Annotated in this window: 15 protein-coding genes; all 15 read left to right on the top strand. The window is 59.6% G+C overall.

Annotated elements, in window-relative coordinates; translation table 11 throughout:
• The first annotated feature begins 101 nt into the window (after positions 1–101).
• The 15 genes from purH (at position 102) to hisI (ending at position 14857) form a co-directional block, all read left to right on the top strand.
• Positions 102–1643: a bifunctional phosphoribosylaminoimidazolecarboxamide formyltransferase/IMP cyclohydrolase gene (gene purH, locus MHFGQ_RS11260; RefSeq protein WP_106006190.1), complete on the top strand. Its 1542-nt coding sequence runs from the start codon at positions 102–104 to the stop codon at positions 1641–1643.
• A gap of 15 nt (positions 1644–1658) precedes the next feature.
• Positions 1659–2927: a phosphoribosylamine--glycine ligase gene (purD, locus tag MHFGQ_RS11255; protein WP_106006189.1), complete on the top strand. Its 1269-nt coding sequence runs from the start codon at positions 1659–1661 to the stop codon at positions 2925–2927.
• Positions 2928–3068: 141 nt separating this feature from the next.
• Positions 3069–4742 carry a spore germination protein gene (locus tag MHFGQ_RS11250; RefSeq protein WP_106006188.1) on the top strand — a complete coding sequence of 558 codons (1674 nt, stop codon included), beginning with the start codon at positions 3069–3071 and terminating at the stop codon, positions 4740–4742.
• A gap of 1 nt (position 4743) precedes the next feature.
• The gene (locus MHFGQ_RS11245; RefSeq protein WP_106006187.1) at positions 4744–5841 is read left to right on the top strand and encodes a GerAB/ArcD/ProY family transporter; all 1098 of its coding nucleotides are present in this window, start codon (positions 4744–4746) and stop codon (positions 5839–5841) included.
• The gene (locus MHFGQ_RS11240) at positions 5838–7139 is read left to right on the top strand and encodes a Ger(x)C family spore germination protein (protein WP_106006186.1); all 1302 of its coding nucleotides are present in this window, start codon (positions 5838–5840) and stop codon (positions 7137–7139) included. Before MHFGQ_RS11245 ends, MHFGQ_RS11240 begins: the two co-directional genes overlap by 4 nt.
• A 12-nt stretch (positions 7140–7151) precedes the next feature.
• A complete protein-coding gene (locus MHFGQ_RS11235) occupies positions 7152–7379 on the top strand; it encodes a hypothetical protein (protein WP_106006185.1) in 228 nt (75 codons plus the stop codon).
• A gap of 78 nt (positions 7380–7457) precedes the next feature.
• Positions 7458–7754 carry a YerC/YecD family TrpR-related protein gene (locus MHFGQ_RS11230; protein WP_106006184.1) on the top strand — a complete coding sequence of 99 codons (297 nt, stop codon included), beginning with the start codon at positions 7458–7460 and terminating at the stop codon, positions 7752–7754.
• Between the two features lie 149 nt (positions 7755–7903).
• Positions 7904–9073: an ATP phosphoribosyltransferase regulatory subunit gene (gene hisZ / locus MHFGQ_RS11225; RefSeq protein ID WP_106006183.1), complete on the top strand. Its 1170-nt coding sequence runs from the start codon at positions 7904–7906 to the stop codon at positions 9071–9073.
• 15 nt (positions 9074–9088) lie between these two features.
• The gene (gene hisG, locus MHFGQ_RS11220; protein WP_106006182.1) at positions 9089–9772 is read left to right on the top strand and encodes an ATP phosphoribosyltransferase; all 684 of its coding nucleotides are present in this window, start codon (positions 9089–9091) and stop codon (positions 9770–9772) included.
• A gap of 10 nt (positions 9773–9782) precedes the next feature.
• A complete protein-coding gene (gene hisD / locus MHFGQ_RS11215) occupies positions 9783–11063 on the top strand; it encodes a histidinol dehydrogenase (RefSeq protein WP_343105556.1) in 1281 nt (426 codons plus the stop codon).
• A complete protein-coding gene (gene hisB / locus MHFGQ_RS11210; RefSeq protein ID WP_106006180.1) occupies positions 11041–11631 on the top strand; it encodes an imidazoleglycerol-phosphate dehydratase HisB in 591 nt (196 codons plus the stop codon). The genes hisD and hisB overlap by 23 nt, the downstream gene beginning before the upstream one ends.
• Positions 11632–11924: 293 nt before the next feature.
• A complete protein-coding gene (gene hisH / locus MHFGQ_RS11205; protein WP_106006179.1) occupies positions 11925–12557 on the top strand; it encodes an imidazole glycerol phosphate synthase subunit HisH in 633 nt (210 codons plus the stop codon).
• Positions 12535–13266: a 1-(5-phosphoribosyl)-5-[(5-phosphoribosylamino)methylideneamino]imidazole-4-carboxamide isomerase gene (hisA, locus tag MHFGQ_RS11200; RefSeq protein WP_106006178.1), complete on the top strand. Its 732-nt coding sequence runs from the start codon at positions 12535–12537 to the stop codon at positions 13264–13266. Before hisH ends, hisA begins: the two co-directional genes overlap by 23 nt.
• 1 nt (position 13267) lies before the next feature.
• Positions 13268–14032, top strand: coding sequence for an imidazole glycerol phosphate synthase subunit HisF (gene hisF / locus MHFGQ_RS11195; protein WP_106006177.1), 765 nt, complete (start codon positions 13268–13270; stop codon positions 14030–14032).
• A 3-nt stretch (positions 14033–14035) separates the two neighbouring features.
• Positions 14036–14857, top strand: a complete 822-nt coding sequence (hisI, locus tag MHFGQ_RS11190; protein ID WP_106006176.1) for a phosphoribosyl-AMP cyclohydrolase — start codon at positions 14036–14038, stop codon at positions 14855–14857.
• Positions 14858–14910: the final 53 nt, after the last annotated feature.

The raw sequence follows: 14910 nt of genomic DNA, 5'->3' as shown, positions 1-14910 counted from the left end.
TTGTTAGGAATACAATGTTGTCGGCGCGTAACTTCTGAGCGGCGGAGGGACATATTCCCGCCATAGTTATCATTTGTAGTATTAGGAGGCGAGCTATCCGTATGCCGAAAAGGGCTATCTTAAGTGTGTCCGATAAGACCGGCCTGGTGGAACTGGCCCGGGGTCTGGTAGAGCTGGGATGGGAACTCATTTCCACCGGCGGCACCGCCCGCACCTTAAGGGAAGCCGGACTGCCGGTCACCGAAGTGGCGGAAGTCACCGGTTTTCCTGAAATTCTGGACGGTCGGGTCAAAACCCTCCACCCCAAAATCCACGGCGCCATCCTGGCCCGGCCCCTGCCGGAACATATGGCTGAGCTTCAGGAACAGGGCATCGAGGCCATCGATTTGGTGGTGGTCAATCTCTATCCCTTCCGGGAAACCATTGCCCGGCCTGGCGTAACGCCGGAAGAAGCGATAGAAAACATCGACATCGGCGGGCCGGCCATGGTGCGGGCGGCGGCCAAAAACCATGAACGGGTGGCGGTGGTCGTCAATCCGGCCGACTACGGCGAGGTGCTGGCTGAACTGCGGGAGAAGGGGAATTTAAGCCCGGAAACCCGGCGTCGCCTGGCGGCGGCGGCCTTCGCCCATACGGCCGCCTACGATGCAGCCATCGCCGCTTATTTCCGCCGCCTGATACGGGGAGAAGAAACCTTTCCCACCCATTTCATTATGAGCGGTGAAAAAGTTCAGGACCTGCGCTACGGAGAGAATCCCCACCAGCAGGCCGCCTTCTACCGTTTACCTATCGTTCCTTCCGGCAGCCTGGCCGGAGCGCGGCAGCTCCAGGGTAAAGAGCTCTCCTATAACAACCTTATGGATCTCGATGCCGCCTGGAACCTGGTGGGCGACTTTAGCGAGCCGGTGGCGGCCATCATTAAGCATACCAACCCATGCGGTGTGGCCCGTGGTAGGGATATTTCCGAGGCCTACCGTCGGGCCTATGGGGCCGACCCAGTTTCCGCCTTCGGTGGCATCGTCGCCCTCAACCGGCCGGTGGACGCTGCTACGGCCGCAGAAATGGCGGCCATATTCCTGGAAGCCGTCATCGCCCCCGATTTTACTCCGGAGGCCCTGGAAATTCTGGGGAAAAAAGCAAACTTGCGTTTGCTGGCCGCAGGGGAAAGGCCTGTCAACTACGTTAAAGAATGTCAGTTAAGGCCGGTGAGCGGCGGTTTCTTAGTCCAGGAACCGGATTATCATATAATAAATCGGGAAAACCTCAAGGTGGTCACTGCACGTAAACCTACTGACGAAGAAATGGAAGAGCTGCTTTTCGCGTGGCGGGTTGTGAAGCACGTCAAGTCCAACGCCATTGTCGTCACAAAGAACGGCGTTACCCTGGGCGTTGGGGCCGGTCAGATGAACAGGGTCGGTGCGGCGCGTATCGCTTTAGAGCAGGCGGGAGAACGGGCACGGGGTGCCGTCCTCGCTTCCGATGCCTTCTTCCCCTTTGCCGATACCGTGACTCTGGCGGCAGAGGCAGGTATTACCGCCATCATCCAACCGGGCGGTTCCATTCGTGATGAAGAATCGATTAAGGCGGCCGATGCCGCCGGTATGGCCATGGTCTTTACCGGGATACGCCATTTCCGCCATTAAAGGAGGTGCCGTTCCATGCGCGTTCTGGTTGTCGGCGGCGGCGGCCGCGAGCACGCCCTGGTGTGGAAGATTGCCCAAAGCCCCCATGTTTCTGAAATCTACTGCGCTCCGGGCAATGCCGGGATCGCCAGGTTGGCCACCTGTGTGCCTGTTGCTGCCGAAGACATTGAGGGTCTGCTGGCCTTCGCCCGCCGGACAGGCATCGACCTCACCGTGGTAGGCCCGGAAGCACCCCTGGTGGAAGGCATCGTCGATGCCTTCCAGGCGGCAGGACTTACCATTTTCGGACCTTCGCGGGCGGCGGCCAGGCTGGAGGGCAGCAAGGTATTTGCCAAAGAGTTAATGGAGAAGGCGAATATTCCCACGGCCCGTTACGTCGCCTTTACGGAACCGGCTGCGGCCCTAGCCTACCTGGAAGAACATTCAGGGCCAGTGGTCGTCAAGGCCGACGGGCTAGCGGCCGGTAAGGGAGTGGTGGTGGCGGAAGACACGGCGGCGGCGCGGGAAGCCGTAGCGGCCATGTTTGGCGGCCGTTTCGGCCCGGCCGGGAAAAGGGTAGTCATCGAAGAACGCCTGGAGGGCGAAGAAGTCAGCGTCCTGGCCATCACCGACGGGGAAAGGGTGATACCCCTTCTGCCGGCCCAGGACCACAAACGGGTGGGGGAAGGCGATACCGGACCCAATACCGGCGGTATGGGCGCTTACGCCCCCGTACCCTTTTATACTCCGGAAATGGCCAGGGAGGTTGAAGAAAAGATACTTAGGCCAACAGTCCGGGCTATGGCCGCTGCCGGCTGCCCCTACCGCGGCGTCCTTTATGCCGGACTGATGCTCACCTGCGAGGGGCCTAAAGTTTTGGAATTTAACTGTCGCTTCGGCGATCCGGAAACCCAGCCCCTCATGCTTCTTCTTAAGAGCGATTTGGTGGAATTGATGCTGGCCGCTGTAAAAGGAGAGCTGGCGGGCGTAAAGGTTGACTGGTATCCCGGGGCGGCAGCCGGGGTGGTCCTGGCGGCAGGCGGTTATCCCGGGCCTTTTGCGAAAGGTGACGCCATAACGGGCCTGGAGGCAGTGCCCCCGGGTGTGGAGGTTTTCCACGCCGGTACGGCCCTGGTGGACGGGCAGGTAGTGACTTCCGGCGGCCGGGTGCTTTGCGTCACCGCCCGGGGCATAGATCTGCAGGACGCCCTGGACAGTGCCTATAAAGGTGTAAAGGTAATACATTTTAAAGGAATGCATTACCGCCGCGATATCGGCTATCGTGCCCTGCAAATATCTGGGTAATAGGACAGCTCGACTATATCTTCAGCCCGGCATTATGCAAGCCGGGCTGTTATTATGATGATTTACGCATAAGGTTTTCTTCCCCGGTTAAAGCTAACCAATGTCGGTTCGCCTCAGGTTAACCTGGAAGGGGGAAGGATTTTGACCGGTCCCTATCGTAAACCTTTACGGGCGGCCCTTTTCCGACGCTGGAAGCAGCAGGGACGGCAAGATAAACAGGGCCAACAACACGGCCAGGCATTTAACAAAAAGACCCAGAAGACGATCTACCCGCCCCTGGATGAATACCAGCTGACTGCCGATCTAAAGCTCAACCTGGAGCAGCTGCAGCAAATCTTTGCCAAGTGCAGCGACGTGGTCCGCCGCGATTTTTATTGCGGTCAGATGGTAAAAGTCGCCTTGATATATATCGACGGCATGGCCGATAAAAAACTCATTGAAGACACCCTAGTGAGGACCCTGCAGCAGGCGTCTCCGGAATTGGCCCGGGAACTGGTGGACAGGAGCCGTGATCTGGCCACAGTTATGGAAAAAATCATGCCCATGACCGATGTGGCTGTGGTTGACAACATGGCTTCCTTAGTTAAACATGTCCTGGACGGGGATACGGTCCTGCTCCTGGATGGGTATAACAGAGTCCTGGCCCTAAGCACCCGCTCCTGGGAACACCGTACTGTTGATGAACCTATTGCCGAGAGCGTGGTCCGGGGCCCGCGGGAAAGCTTCATTGAGAGCTTGCGTACCAATACGACCCTTATCCGCCGGCGTTTAAAGACCCCTTCCCTTAAAATGGAAACTATATGTTTGGGCCGCTACACTATGACCAATGTGGTCATTACTTATCTTGAAGACCTGGCTGATCCGGCGGTAGTGCGGGAGGTGCGCCAGCGGCTGGAGGGGATTCAAATTGATGGTATTTTGGAAAGTGCTTATATTGAAGAACTTATCGAAGATAATCCCTCTTCCCCCTTTCCCCAGATCGATCATACGGAACGGCCGGACAAGGTGGTGGCCGCCCTACTGGAGGGCCGTGTAGGGATACTTGTGGATAATACTCCCTTTGCCCTCATCGTACCGACCATTTTTATCCAATTTATCCAGGCCAGTGAAGACTACTATGAGCGCTATTACCTCTCCAGTTTTTTAAGGATAGCCCGGTTTGTCGCCTTAAACATCGCCCTGCTCCTGCCGGCGGCCTATGTTGCCGTCAGCACCTTTCATCAGGAAATGTTGCCCACCAATTTGCTTATCAGACTGGCCTCTCAGCGGGAAGGCATACCTTTCCCGGCTGTAATAGAAGCGTTGATCATGGAACTAAGTTTTGAACTCCTGCGGGAAGCCGGGGTACGCCTGCCGCGCCAGGTTGGCCAGGCGGTGAGCATTGTCGGGGCCCTGGTAATTGGGGAAGCTGCGGTAAGCGCCGGCCTGGTTTCCCCGGCCATGGTCATTGTCGTGGCCCTGACGGGGATCAGCTCTTTTGCCCTACCTTCCTTCGCCATGGCCATCACCCTACGCCTCCTGCGTTTTATCATGCTCATACTGGCCGGCACCTTGGGCTTTTACGGCATTATGCTGGGGCTGCTGGCCATCCTGGTGCACCTGAACACCCTGCGTTCCTTCGGAGTGCCTTACCTGGCTCCTGTCACCCCATGGAATTTCAGCGATTTTAAAGACGCCCTGATCCGGACACCACGCTGGGCCATGAACTCCCGGCCCAGCCAGATCGGTTATCGCGATCCGGTGCGTCAAGGAGCCGGCTTGAAGCCCACACCGCCGGCTAGTTCCAATCCACGGCCGGGGGAGGGTAAATCTTAGAATGCGGGAAGAAGGATATATTAGCCCTCGCCAGGCGGCGGTCCTGCTCTGGTTTGCTGTCCTTCCTACGGCCATCCTTTTTCTGCCGTCCCTGCTGGCCCTGCGGGCGCGCCATGATGCCTGGCTAGCCGTCATAGGAGCCACCCTGGCGGCCGCTGTCGTGGCCCTGATTGTCTACCTGCTGGCCCTGCGTTTTCCCCATTATACCCTTTTCCAGTACTGCGAGCTGATTTTGGGCCCTGTGGCGGGTAAAATGGTGGCCATGGTTTTTGTCCTGGCCTTTTTCCTCCTGGATGCGGTGGTCATCCGGGAGTTCAGCGAGTTCATGGTCACGGCGGTCATGCCGGAAACGCCGGCTTTGTTTTTCAGTATAACTATCGTGGCCGTAGCCGTTTATGCCGCCCGCAACGGCCTGGAAGTCCTTGCCCGGTGCACGGATTTTATCCTGCCTCTGATGGTGACTTTCATTGCCATCGTCCTGCTCTTTGCTATGCCGGAAATGATGCCCCGCAACCTCCTTCCCATCCTGGAAAACGGCTTCCGGCCGGTTCTGGGGGGAATCCTGGTGGCCTGGAGTTTCCTGGGCCAGGTAGTTATCCTGGCCGCCTATGGTGCCTTCGTTAATCCCCCCCGGGCCCTGAAGGCGAGCCTCACCAGCGGGCTGCTGGGGATAGCCTTTTTTCTCACCCTGGTGACCATGGGCACCATTTTCGTATTCGGCTGCTGCGAAGCCGCTCGCCAGACCTTTGCCGCTTATGCTCTGGCACGGGTGGTTTCCCTGGGGCAGTTTTTTGAACGCATTGAAGTCCTGTTCCTGGCCATATGGGTAGGAGGAGTATTTATTAAAATAACCCTTAACCTTTATGTAGTGGCCCTGGGCCTGGCCACCGTCACCGGACTTAAAGAATACCGGGCCCTGGTGGCTTCCCTGGGAGCGTTAAGTGTAGCCGTCTCGCATCTTCTTTACCGGAATGTCGCCGAGATCCGCCATGACCTGCTAATGGTAGAACCGGGATGGACCTTGGCGTGGCAGCTCCTTTTACCGCTCTTTTTGCTGTTCGCGGCCTGGGTGCGCGGCAAAAGGAGGACGGGAACATGACTTCCTTGCTGCGCCGGGCCCTTCTCTACTTTTTCCTTGTTCTGGTATCGTTTTTCCTGACCGGCTGCTGGAGCCGTCATGAGATTGAAGAGCTGGCAATTATAGCCGCGGTAGCCTTGGATGCCGCTCCCGGGGATCAGGTGCGGTTGAGCGTTTATGTCATTATTCCCCGGACCGTAGCCGGCGGTCCGTCCATGGGAGGCGGTGGCGGTGGCGAGCCGGCCAGGGCCGGAGAAGTGTTTTCCGCGACAGGTAGTGATTTCCTCCAGGCGGCCCGGCGGCTGGAGGAAATGGTACCGCGGCGCCTGCTCTGGTCCCAGAACCGGGTGTTGATTTTGGGGGAAGAATTAGCCCGGCGTGGGTTATCTTACCTTGATTTTTTTACAAGAGAGCGCCAGATGCGCCTGACGACACCGGTATTGATTACCCAGGGCGAAGGGCGCAAAGTGCTGGAACTGCCGCCGGGAGTGGAATTAACGACTGGGGCGATTTTAACCGGTATCCAGCGCAATCGGACCACCTTTAAGATAGAATTGAAAGATCTCCTGGCCATGTGGGAAGCGCCGGGGGACAATCCCGTATTGCCGCAGGTGGTTATGACGCCGACGCCGGAACTGGAGAGCCAGGAGGTAAAAAGCGGCGGCGATACCGGGGGCAAAGATGGCGGCCAGAAGGGAGAAGAGGAAAAGAAACCGCCCGAGGCCGTTGCCATTAAAGGGGCTGGGGCTTTCCGCGACGATCGCCTGGCCGGCTGGCTCGATGAAAAGGAGACCAAAGGCCTTATGTGGCTGCGGGGTGAAGTGCAGGAGGGGGTAATTACAGTAAAGTTGCCGGACCGCGGCGGGGATAAGGGTACAGGTCAGGCTTCAGTTATCTTTCATCGTGCTGGTACGCAGGTTAAACCCCTGGTGGAAGGCAACCGGTTAACTTTTAATATAGAAATCGGGGGCCAATGCGAGCTGGCAGAGGCCTTAATAAATCTGGACCCTGACCGGCCCGAAGATTTGCTGGCCATCCAGGAGGCCGTCAACAGGGCCGTGGAAGAGCGCGCCCTGGCTGCCATACGCAAGGCCCAGCAGGAATTCCAGGCGGACATTTTCGGTTTCGGCGAGACCCTGCACCGCAGCAATGTACGCTACTGGCGTCAGGTCCAGGATCACTGGAATGAAGAATTCAGCCGGGCCCAAATACAGGTCAAAATCAACCTACACTTGAGTCGGCTGGGCATGACCAACAAGACGTCGGGTAAAAGCCGGGAAGTAGGCGGCAAGGGCGCTTCCCAGGGTAGTACCAGGTAGGGGTGTGACGGTATGCCTGTTTTAATCCTCATCGCTTTCCTGGTCATCGCTTACCTGGACGCCACCCACCTCTGGCAGAAGAAGAGCTGGCGCGAGCTGGCTGTCATGGGCGTTGTTTGGTGCCTGGGCCTGGCCTTAAGCCTGGCCCTGGCTCTTAATTTGCCGGTTCCCAGCCCGGCCCAAATTTTAGCCCGAGTCTTCGGGCCGGTGACAGAATGGCTGACCCGATTGATCGGCTGAAAGGGCGAGATGCTGTGGAGGAAAAAACAGCCTGGTGGCGAAAAGGTTTTTAAAATTATTTTCGGGGGAGGGTACGGGATGAGCCGGGACAAATTGCAAGATCCCATGGTTGATGAACTCTTCCGCGCCATTTTAGCCCTTGAGAACCTAGATGAATGTTACCGCTTTTTTGAAGACCTGTGCACTACCGCTGAAATCAAGGCTATGGCCCAGCGGCTGGCCGTAGCCCGCTATTTACGCCAGGGGGTTACCTATTCGGCCATTGCCGCCGCCACCGGGGCCAGCACGGCTACTATCAGCCGGGTTAAGCGCTTTTTAAACTATGGCGCCGACGGGTACAACCTCATTCTGGATCGCCTAGATAAAAAAGAGTAAGCCGGCGCCCGGAATAACCAGACGGTGATAAACCCAATTGAGCCGACGTGAAGGCCCTAGAAGATGGTCGGCGGCCTTTGGCAAGAGATATTTGTCGTGTTATTATTACGTTAACGTATTAACATGATAAAGCAATGGAGTGAAGGCTGGTGACCGGCAACCGGAATCTCCAGGTACCTGCGGGTGTGCGGGATCTCCTGCCGCCGGAGGCGGCCGCCCTCAGGGAACTGGAGGAGGAACTGGTGGCCTTTTTTAAGGGTTGGGGTTACCGGGAAGTGTTGACCCCGACTTTTGAATTTGTAGAAACCTTCCAGGCCGGCTCTCCCGCCGGGGAGGAAGGGAGCCTCTACAAATTTATCGACCGCGAGGGACGGGTCCTCGCCCTGCGGCCGGAGATGACGGCCCCTATTGCCCGCTTGGTGGCCACCTCCTTGAAGCGGGAGGCCGTACCCCTCCGCCTGTGTTACCGCGCCGGGGTTTTTCGTTATGAGGAGCCGCGGGCTGGGCGCCTACGGGAATTTCACCAGGCCGGGGTGGAGCTCATTGGCGTCGGCGGTGAAGCGGCCGACGCCGAAATTATCGCCCTGGCGGTAGAAACCTTGTTAAAGGCCGGTTTGCAGGAGTTTCGCATCGGCATCGGCCAGGTGGCCGTCACCAAGGGGGTCCTTCAGGACCTGGCCCTGCCCCCGGAAGCGGTGGCCCGGGTTAAAGGGGCCCTGGCCGGCAAGGATCTGGTGGGCCTGGGGCGCCTTATCGACGAGTACAATCTGCGGGGGAAAAAAAAGCGGCGCTTGGAGCTCCTCGCCACTTTACACGGGGGTAAAGAAGCCCTGGAAGAAGCCCGGGCCAATTTTGACCAGGGCGGGGCAACGGCCGCCCTGGCGGGCCTGGAACGGGTATGGGAGGCCCTGGCGGCCTGTGGCCTGGAAAAGTGGCTCTTCATCGATTTGGGAATACTGCGGGACTTTGACTACTACACGGGCATTGTTTTTGAAGGCTATGTTCCGGGTCTGGGAGCCCCCGTCTGTGGCGGCGGCCGCTATGACGACCTGCTGGGCCGGTTCGGTTATCCCTGCCCGGCCACCGGCTTTGCCGTAGGATTGGAGCGGCTCCTCATGGCCCGGGGCGAAATAAAGGGGAACGGACAGGATAAGGGTTACCTGGTGGCGGGTCGGGACTTGGCGGCGGTTTTGCGGCGGGCGCGGGAATTGCGCCGGGAAGGGATTACGGTTATTATCGACGGCCAGAGCGAAGATCGCCGGCAGGCGGCAGCCCGGGCCGCCGCCGGAGGATTGACCCTGGTTTGGGTGGAACCGTAATGGGGTGATATTTCAATGGTCAACACCATGCTGACGCTGGCCCTGCCCAAAGGCAAGCTCGGCGATGATGCCCTGCAATTGTTGGCCAAGGCAGGGTTTCCCGTAGAAGGTATGGCCGCCGAATCGAGGCAGCTCGTTTTTTCTTTCCCGGCGGAAGGGATGCGCTATATAATCTGCCGGCCTACGGATGTGCCCACCTATGTGGAACACGGGGCCGCCGACCTGGGGATTGTCGGCAAGGATACCCTGGCGGAGGCCGGGGCCGATGTCTTTGAGCTGGTGGACCTGGGGTTCGGCTACTGCCGTTTTGTGGTAGCGGCGCCCCGGTACCGCTGGGAGGAAGCCGGCCGCTCCTTAGAAACCTTACTGGCCGGCAGCCGCCGCGTGGCCACCAAATTCCCCAGGGTGGCGGCCGCCTTTTTTCAGGAAAAGGGGCTTCCGGTAGAAATAATCAAGCTGCACGGCAATATCGAGCTGGCGCCCTTGGTGGGACTGGCCGACCTGATTGTGGATATCGTATCCACCGGCCGGACGCTAAAGGAAAATGATTTGGTGGAAGTTGCTGCCATCTTTCCCTCCACCGCCCGCTTGATTGCCAACCGCGTCAGTTACCGGATCAATTACCAGCGTTTGCGGCCGGTAATTGAAGCCTTAAAGGCGGCCGCACAAGGAGGTGCCGGTATTGCTATCTGTACTTGAGGGTGAAGAAGTGCGGCGCCGCTGGGCCGGCCGGCTTCTGGCCCAGGCCGATGCGGCCGCGCGGGTACGGGAGATCGTCGCCGCGGTCAGGGATGAAGGCCAAGCCGCCGTAGCGCGTTACACCCGCGCGTTCGATGGAGTGGATTTACAAGGGGCCGGCTTCCGGGTCACGGACCGGGAGATAGAGGCGGCTTATAAGGCCGTAACCCCGGAACTCCTGGAGGCCGTGCGCCGGGCCCGGGACAATATCGCCGCCTACCACCGCCGTGAGGTGCGGGGTTCCTGGATGGAGGCGGACGACGACGGCACCATCCTGGGCCAGATCTGCCGCCCTTTAAAGCGGGTGGGCCTTTACGTCCCCGGCGGTACGGCCGCATACCCTTCGTCGGTTTTAATGACCGCCGTGCCGGCGCAGGTAGCCGGGGTTGCGGATATAGCCCTGGCGACGCCGCCGCGGCGGGACGGTACCCTGCCGCCTCTCCTCCTGGTGGCGGCCGCCGAAGCCGGGGTGCGGGAGATCTATAAAATGGGCGGGGCCCAGGCCGTAGCCGCCCTGGCCTACGGGACGGAAGCAGTACTGCCGGTGGAAAAAATCGCCGGGCCGGGCAATATTTATGTCACCCTGGCGAAAAAGGAGGTCTACGGCGTTGTCGATATCGACATGCTGGCAGGCCCCAGCGAAATTGTGGTCGTTGCCGACGCCTCCGCCCGGCCGGACTGGGTGGCAGCCGACCTCCTTTCCCAGGCGGAACACGATGCCCTGGCCGGCGCGGTCCTGATTACGCCGGAAGAAGCCCTGGCCCGGGCGGTGGTGGAGGAAGTCGCCCGCCAACTGGAAACCCTGCCCCGGCGGGAGATAGCCGCCCGCTCCCTGGAAAACTACGGGGCGGCCGTGGTAGTACCCCATCTGAAGGCCGCCGTGGAGCTGGCCAACGCCCTGGCTCCGGAACACCTGGAATTATATGTGGCCGACCCCTGGGCCTGGCTGGGCCGGGTGGAAAATGCCGGGGCCATATTCCTGGGACCGTACAGCTCCGAACCCCTGGGCGACTACTGGGCCGGACCCAGCCATGTTTTGCCGACCGCCGGCACGGCCCGGTTTTACTCGCCTTTAAGCGTAGCCACTTTTATGAAAAGAAGCAGCCTCATCGCCGCCAGCCCAGCCTCCTTGCAGGCGGCAGGCAGGTTTATCCAAGCGCTAGCCCGAGCTGAAGGCCTGGAGGCCCATGCCCGGGCCATTGGGCTGCGGCTGGAGGAAGGGGTTAAAGATGAACCGCGAAGCCTTGATTGAACGCCGGACCGCAGAAACCTGCATTCGCGTTAAGCTCGACCTGGACGGCAGCGGCAAATGGCAGGGGAGCAGCGGTATTCCTTTTTTTGATCATCTACTGGCCCAGCTGGCCCGCCACGGTCTCCTGGACCTGGAAATCCAAGCCGAAGGGGACCTGGAAGTTGACAACCATCACACTATAGAAGATATTGGGATCTGCCTGGGACAAGCCGTTAAACAAGCCCTGGGGGACAAGGCCGGTATTAACCGTTACGGCCATACCCTGATCCCCATGGATGAGGCCCTGGTTCAGGTAGTGCTGGATTTAAGCGGCCGGCCCTACCTTGCTTATAACCTGGACCTGGCTCCAGGCCGGATTGGTAGCCTGGAGACGGAGCTCCTGGAGGAATTCCTGCGGGCCTTTGTCAACCACGGCGCCCTGACCCTGCACGTGCAGAAACTGGCCGGGCGCAACGGCCATCATATTGCCGAGGCCCTCTTCAAAGCCCTGGGCCGGGCCATCAGGGAGGCCGCCAGCCGCGATCCCCGGGTAGAGGGAATTCCGTCTACCAAGGGAAACTTGGTTTGAGAGAGTTACTTAGAAGAATTAGTGCCTCCAGTAATTGCATAATGAAAATTACTGGCTGGCATTTGTCTGAAGCGAGCGACTTGGTCTGAGCGGCAAAGCGGCCGCAGGCTGTGCCGAGGGATGATAAGCGGGGCCGAGGACAGGATGTCCGAGCCGGATTCTAAAGGCAAGGACGCCGAATAGGCCGGGAACCCCGCCTTAAGCCCTGGTTGAGCCGTAGGCCGCTCCGCGAGGACTATGGAGCGAGCCAGACAATGCCAGCCCGTGACAAAGTTATTTTCGGAGGAACTAAAATGCGGCCGTTAGCTATTATCGATTACGGTATGGGCAATCTCTTGAGCGTCCAGAAGGCCCTGGCCAAACTAGGTTACCCGGCGGAGATAACCTCCGACCCAGAGGTGGTGGCGGCTGCTCCCGGCGTCATCCTCCCGGGAGTAGGCGCCTTTGCCGATGCCATGAACAACTTGCGGCAGCGGGGCCTGGTGGCAGCCGTCCGGGAAGCGGTGGGGCGGGGCGTGCCCTTCCTGGGCATCTGCCTGGGGTTGCAGATACTTTTCAGCGCCAGCGAAGAAGGGGGTCCCGTGGAGGGTTTAAACCTGTTGCCGGGTGAAGTGAAACGCCTGCCGCCGGGAGTGAAGGTTCCTCATATGGGGTGGAATCAGGTGCAAGTGCTAAAGCCGGAGGGCATTTTTGAAGGGATTCCTGCAGGTACGCACTTTTATTTTGTTCATTCTTATTATATTGACCCGGCTGATAAAGGTGTGGTTACCGCCACTACCGATTACGGTTTAACCTTCGCCGTAAGCATCCAGCGGGACAACCTCTTCGGGGTCCAGTTCCACCCGGAAAAAAGCAGTCGCTGGGGCTTAAAGGTTTTAAAAAATTTTGGGGAGCTGGTTAGACGTGCTGATCCTGCCTGCCATTGACCTGCGGGAAGGGCGCTGCGTACGCCTTTACCAGGGGCGGCCGGAAGCCGAGACTATTTACTCTACCGATCCCGTGGCCGTAGCCCGGGGTTGGGAAGCGAGGGGGGCCCGCTGGCTCCATGTGGTGGACTTGGACGGGGCCTTCGCCGGCCGGCCGCGGAATATGGAGGTTATCGCCGCCATCATCAAAGGGGTCCGCATCCCCGTCCAGGTGGGGGGCGGCATCCGCACCATGGAAAGCCTGAAGGCCCTTTTTGCCGCCGGAGCGGCCAGGGCCGTCCTGGGGACGGTAGCCATCACCAATCCGGAGATAGTTGCTGAGGCGGTGGCACGCTACGGCGACCAGGTGGCTGTCGGTATTGACAGCCGCGAGGGAATGGTGGCCGTGGAAGGCTGGGCAGCAACGGTAGAAGAGGAAGCCCTGGCCTTTGCCGGCCGCATGGCCGCCCTGGGGGTAAAGCGGGCCATCTTTACTGATATCAGCCGTGACGGCACCCTTCAGGGTCCCAATATTGCCGCCACCAGGGATATGGCACGGATGAGCGGGCTTAAAATTATCGCCTCCGGCGGCATTGCCAGCCTGGACGACATCCGCGCCCTGCGGGACCTGGAGAAGGACGGCGTAGAAGGGGCCATCCTCGGACGGGCCCTTTATAATGGCAATTTTACCTTGGAGGAAGCTCTCGCCGTCGCCGGAAAGGGGGATTGAGATGTTAACCCGGCGGATAATTCCCTGCCTGGACGTCGATCACGGGCGGGTAGTTAAAGGCACCAATTTTATCAACTTGCGGGACGCCGGAGATCCGGTGGAGCTGGCGGCGTTCTACGACCGCGCTGGAGCCGATGAGCTAGTCTTCCTGGATATTTCGGCTTCGGCCGAAGGCCGGGAGATTATGGTCGACGTGGTGCGGCGGACGGCGACGGAAGTTTTTATCCCCTTTACCGTAGGAGGCGGCCTGCGCACCCTGGAGGACATTCGCCGCATGCTGGCCGCCGGAGCCGACAAAGTGTCCTTGAATACGGCCGCCGTAGAAGACCCTGATCTTATAGCCAGGGCGGCCCGGCGTTTCGGCAGTCAGTGCATAGTGGTGGCCATCGATGCCCGCCGTACCGGGCCCGGTTCCTGGGAGGTCTATACCCACGGCGGCCGCCGGCCGGCGGGAAAAGACGCCCTGGAGTGGGCCCGCCGGGTGGAAGAACTGGGGGCGGGGGAGATCCTCCTTACCAGTATGGACTGCGACGGCACCTTGGCTGGTTACGACCTGGAGCTGACGGCGGCCGTCAGCAGCGCCGTCAATATTCCGGTAATCGCCTCGGGGGGCGTAGGAAAGCTCGAGCACCTCTACGACGGTTTGACGGCCGGCAGGGCCGATGCCGTACTGGCGGCCTCGATTTTTCACTTCGGTACCTATACGATCGCCGAAGTTAAAAACTATCTGGCGGCGCGGGGCGTTCCCGTGCGTTTGGAGGAATAGACCGTGGGAGTGACGATACCGGCGGAATTACGCTTTAATGAAGACGGCTTAATCCCGGCCGTTATCCAGGATGTAGAAAGCGGCCAGGTTTTGATGCTGGCCTATATGAACCGAGAGGCCCTGGCCCGCACCCTGGCCACCGGCGAGACATGGTTTTACAGCCGCAGCCGCCGGGAACTCTGGCACAAAGGGGCCACTTCGGGCCATCGCCAGTACATTGTCAAGGCCGACTACGACTGCGACGCCGACGCCCTCCTCTTCCAGGTCCGCCAGGTAGGGGTGGCCTGCCACGAAGGGGAGTTTTCCTGTTTCCATAACCCCCTACCCCTGCAGGTTAGCAGGCCCGGCAGCAACAGGCAGGTAGCGAAAGGGCAATCAGAGGGGGGGCAGACTGATGGCGGGTCGGTTGAACAGGACGGGGCAGACCTGCCCGGCGCCCGGCAGGTTTTTCCCTACCCGGCGACCCCGGGCAGCCGGGAAGAAGCCTTCGGCCCGGCTTCTGCCGATCTGGGAACAATCCTGGCAGAGGTCTTTCGCATTATCAAAGAGCGCCAGGCTACCCGGCCGGAAGGGTCTTACACTTCCTATCTCTTCGATCACGGCCAGGACAAAATTTTAAAAAAGATCGGGGAAGAGGCTGCCGAAACCATTATTGCTTCCAAGAATGACAGCCGGAAAGAAATTTTATACGAACTGGCCGACCTGTATTACCACACCCTGGTTCTTTTGGCCTACCACGACTTAACCCCGGAACAGCTGGCCGCCGAATTGGCCAAACGCCTCCCCCAGCCGAAAACCTCCACCGAACCTGCAGGCGAATCCTAATTTGTTTGATGCAACGTCCGCGGGGCGGCCGGAACATCCGGGCTTCAGGATTC

The sequence above is a fragment of the Moorella humiferrea genome (assembly GCF_039233145.1).
Lineage (GTDB): Bacteria > Bacillota > DSM-521 > Neomoorellales > Neomoorellaceae > Neomoorella > Neomoorella humiferrea.
The sequence above is the reverse complement of the archived record's forward strand: the minus strand, read 5'-3'. Positions and strand labels throughout refer to the sequence as shown.

Bases quoted from the DNA above. Each gene is read 5' to 3' on its own strand.
- hisH (WP_106006179.1), top strand. From the start codon at position 11,925: ATGCGGCCGTTAGCTATTATCGATTACGGTATGGGCAATCTCTTGAGC.
- purH (WP_106006190.1), top strand. From the start codon at position 102: ATGCCGAAAAGGGCTATCTTAAGTGTGTCCGATAAGACCGGCCTGGTG.
- MHFGQ_RS11235 (WP_106006185.1), top strand. From the start codon at position 7,152: ATGCCTGTTTTAATCCTCATCGCTTTCCTGGTCATCGCTTACCTGGAC.
- hisF (WP_106006177.1), top strand. From the start codon at position 13,268: ATGTTAACCCGGCGGATAATTCCCTGCCTGGACGTCGATCACGGGCGG.
- MHFGQ_RS11245 (WP_106006187.1), top strand. From the start codon at position 4,744: ATGCGGGAAGAAGGATATATTAGCCCTCGCCAGGCGGCGGTCCTGCTC.
- purD (WP_106006189.1), top strand. From the start codon at position 1,659: ATGCGCGTTCTGGTTGTCGGCGGCGGCGGCCGCGAGCACGCCCTGGTG.
- hisB (WP_106006180.1), top strand. From the start codon at position 11,041: ATGAACCGCGAAGCCTTGATTGAACGCCGGACCGCAGAAACCTGCATT.
- hisG (WP_106006182.1), top strand. From the start codon at position 9,089: ATGGTCAACACCATGCTGACGCTGGCCCTGCCCAAAGGCAAGCTCGGC.
- MHFGQ_RS11240 (WP_106006186.1), top strand. From the start codon at position 5,838: ATGACTTCCTTGCTGCGCCGGGCCCTTCTCTACTTTTTCCTTGTTCTG.
- MHFGQ_RS11230 (WP_106006184.1), top strand. From the start codon at position 7,458: ATGAGCCGGGACAAATTGCAAGATCCCATGGTTGATGAACTCTTCCGC.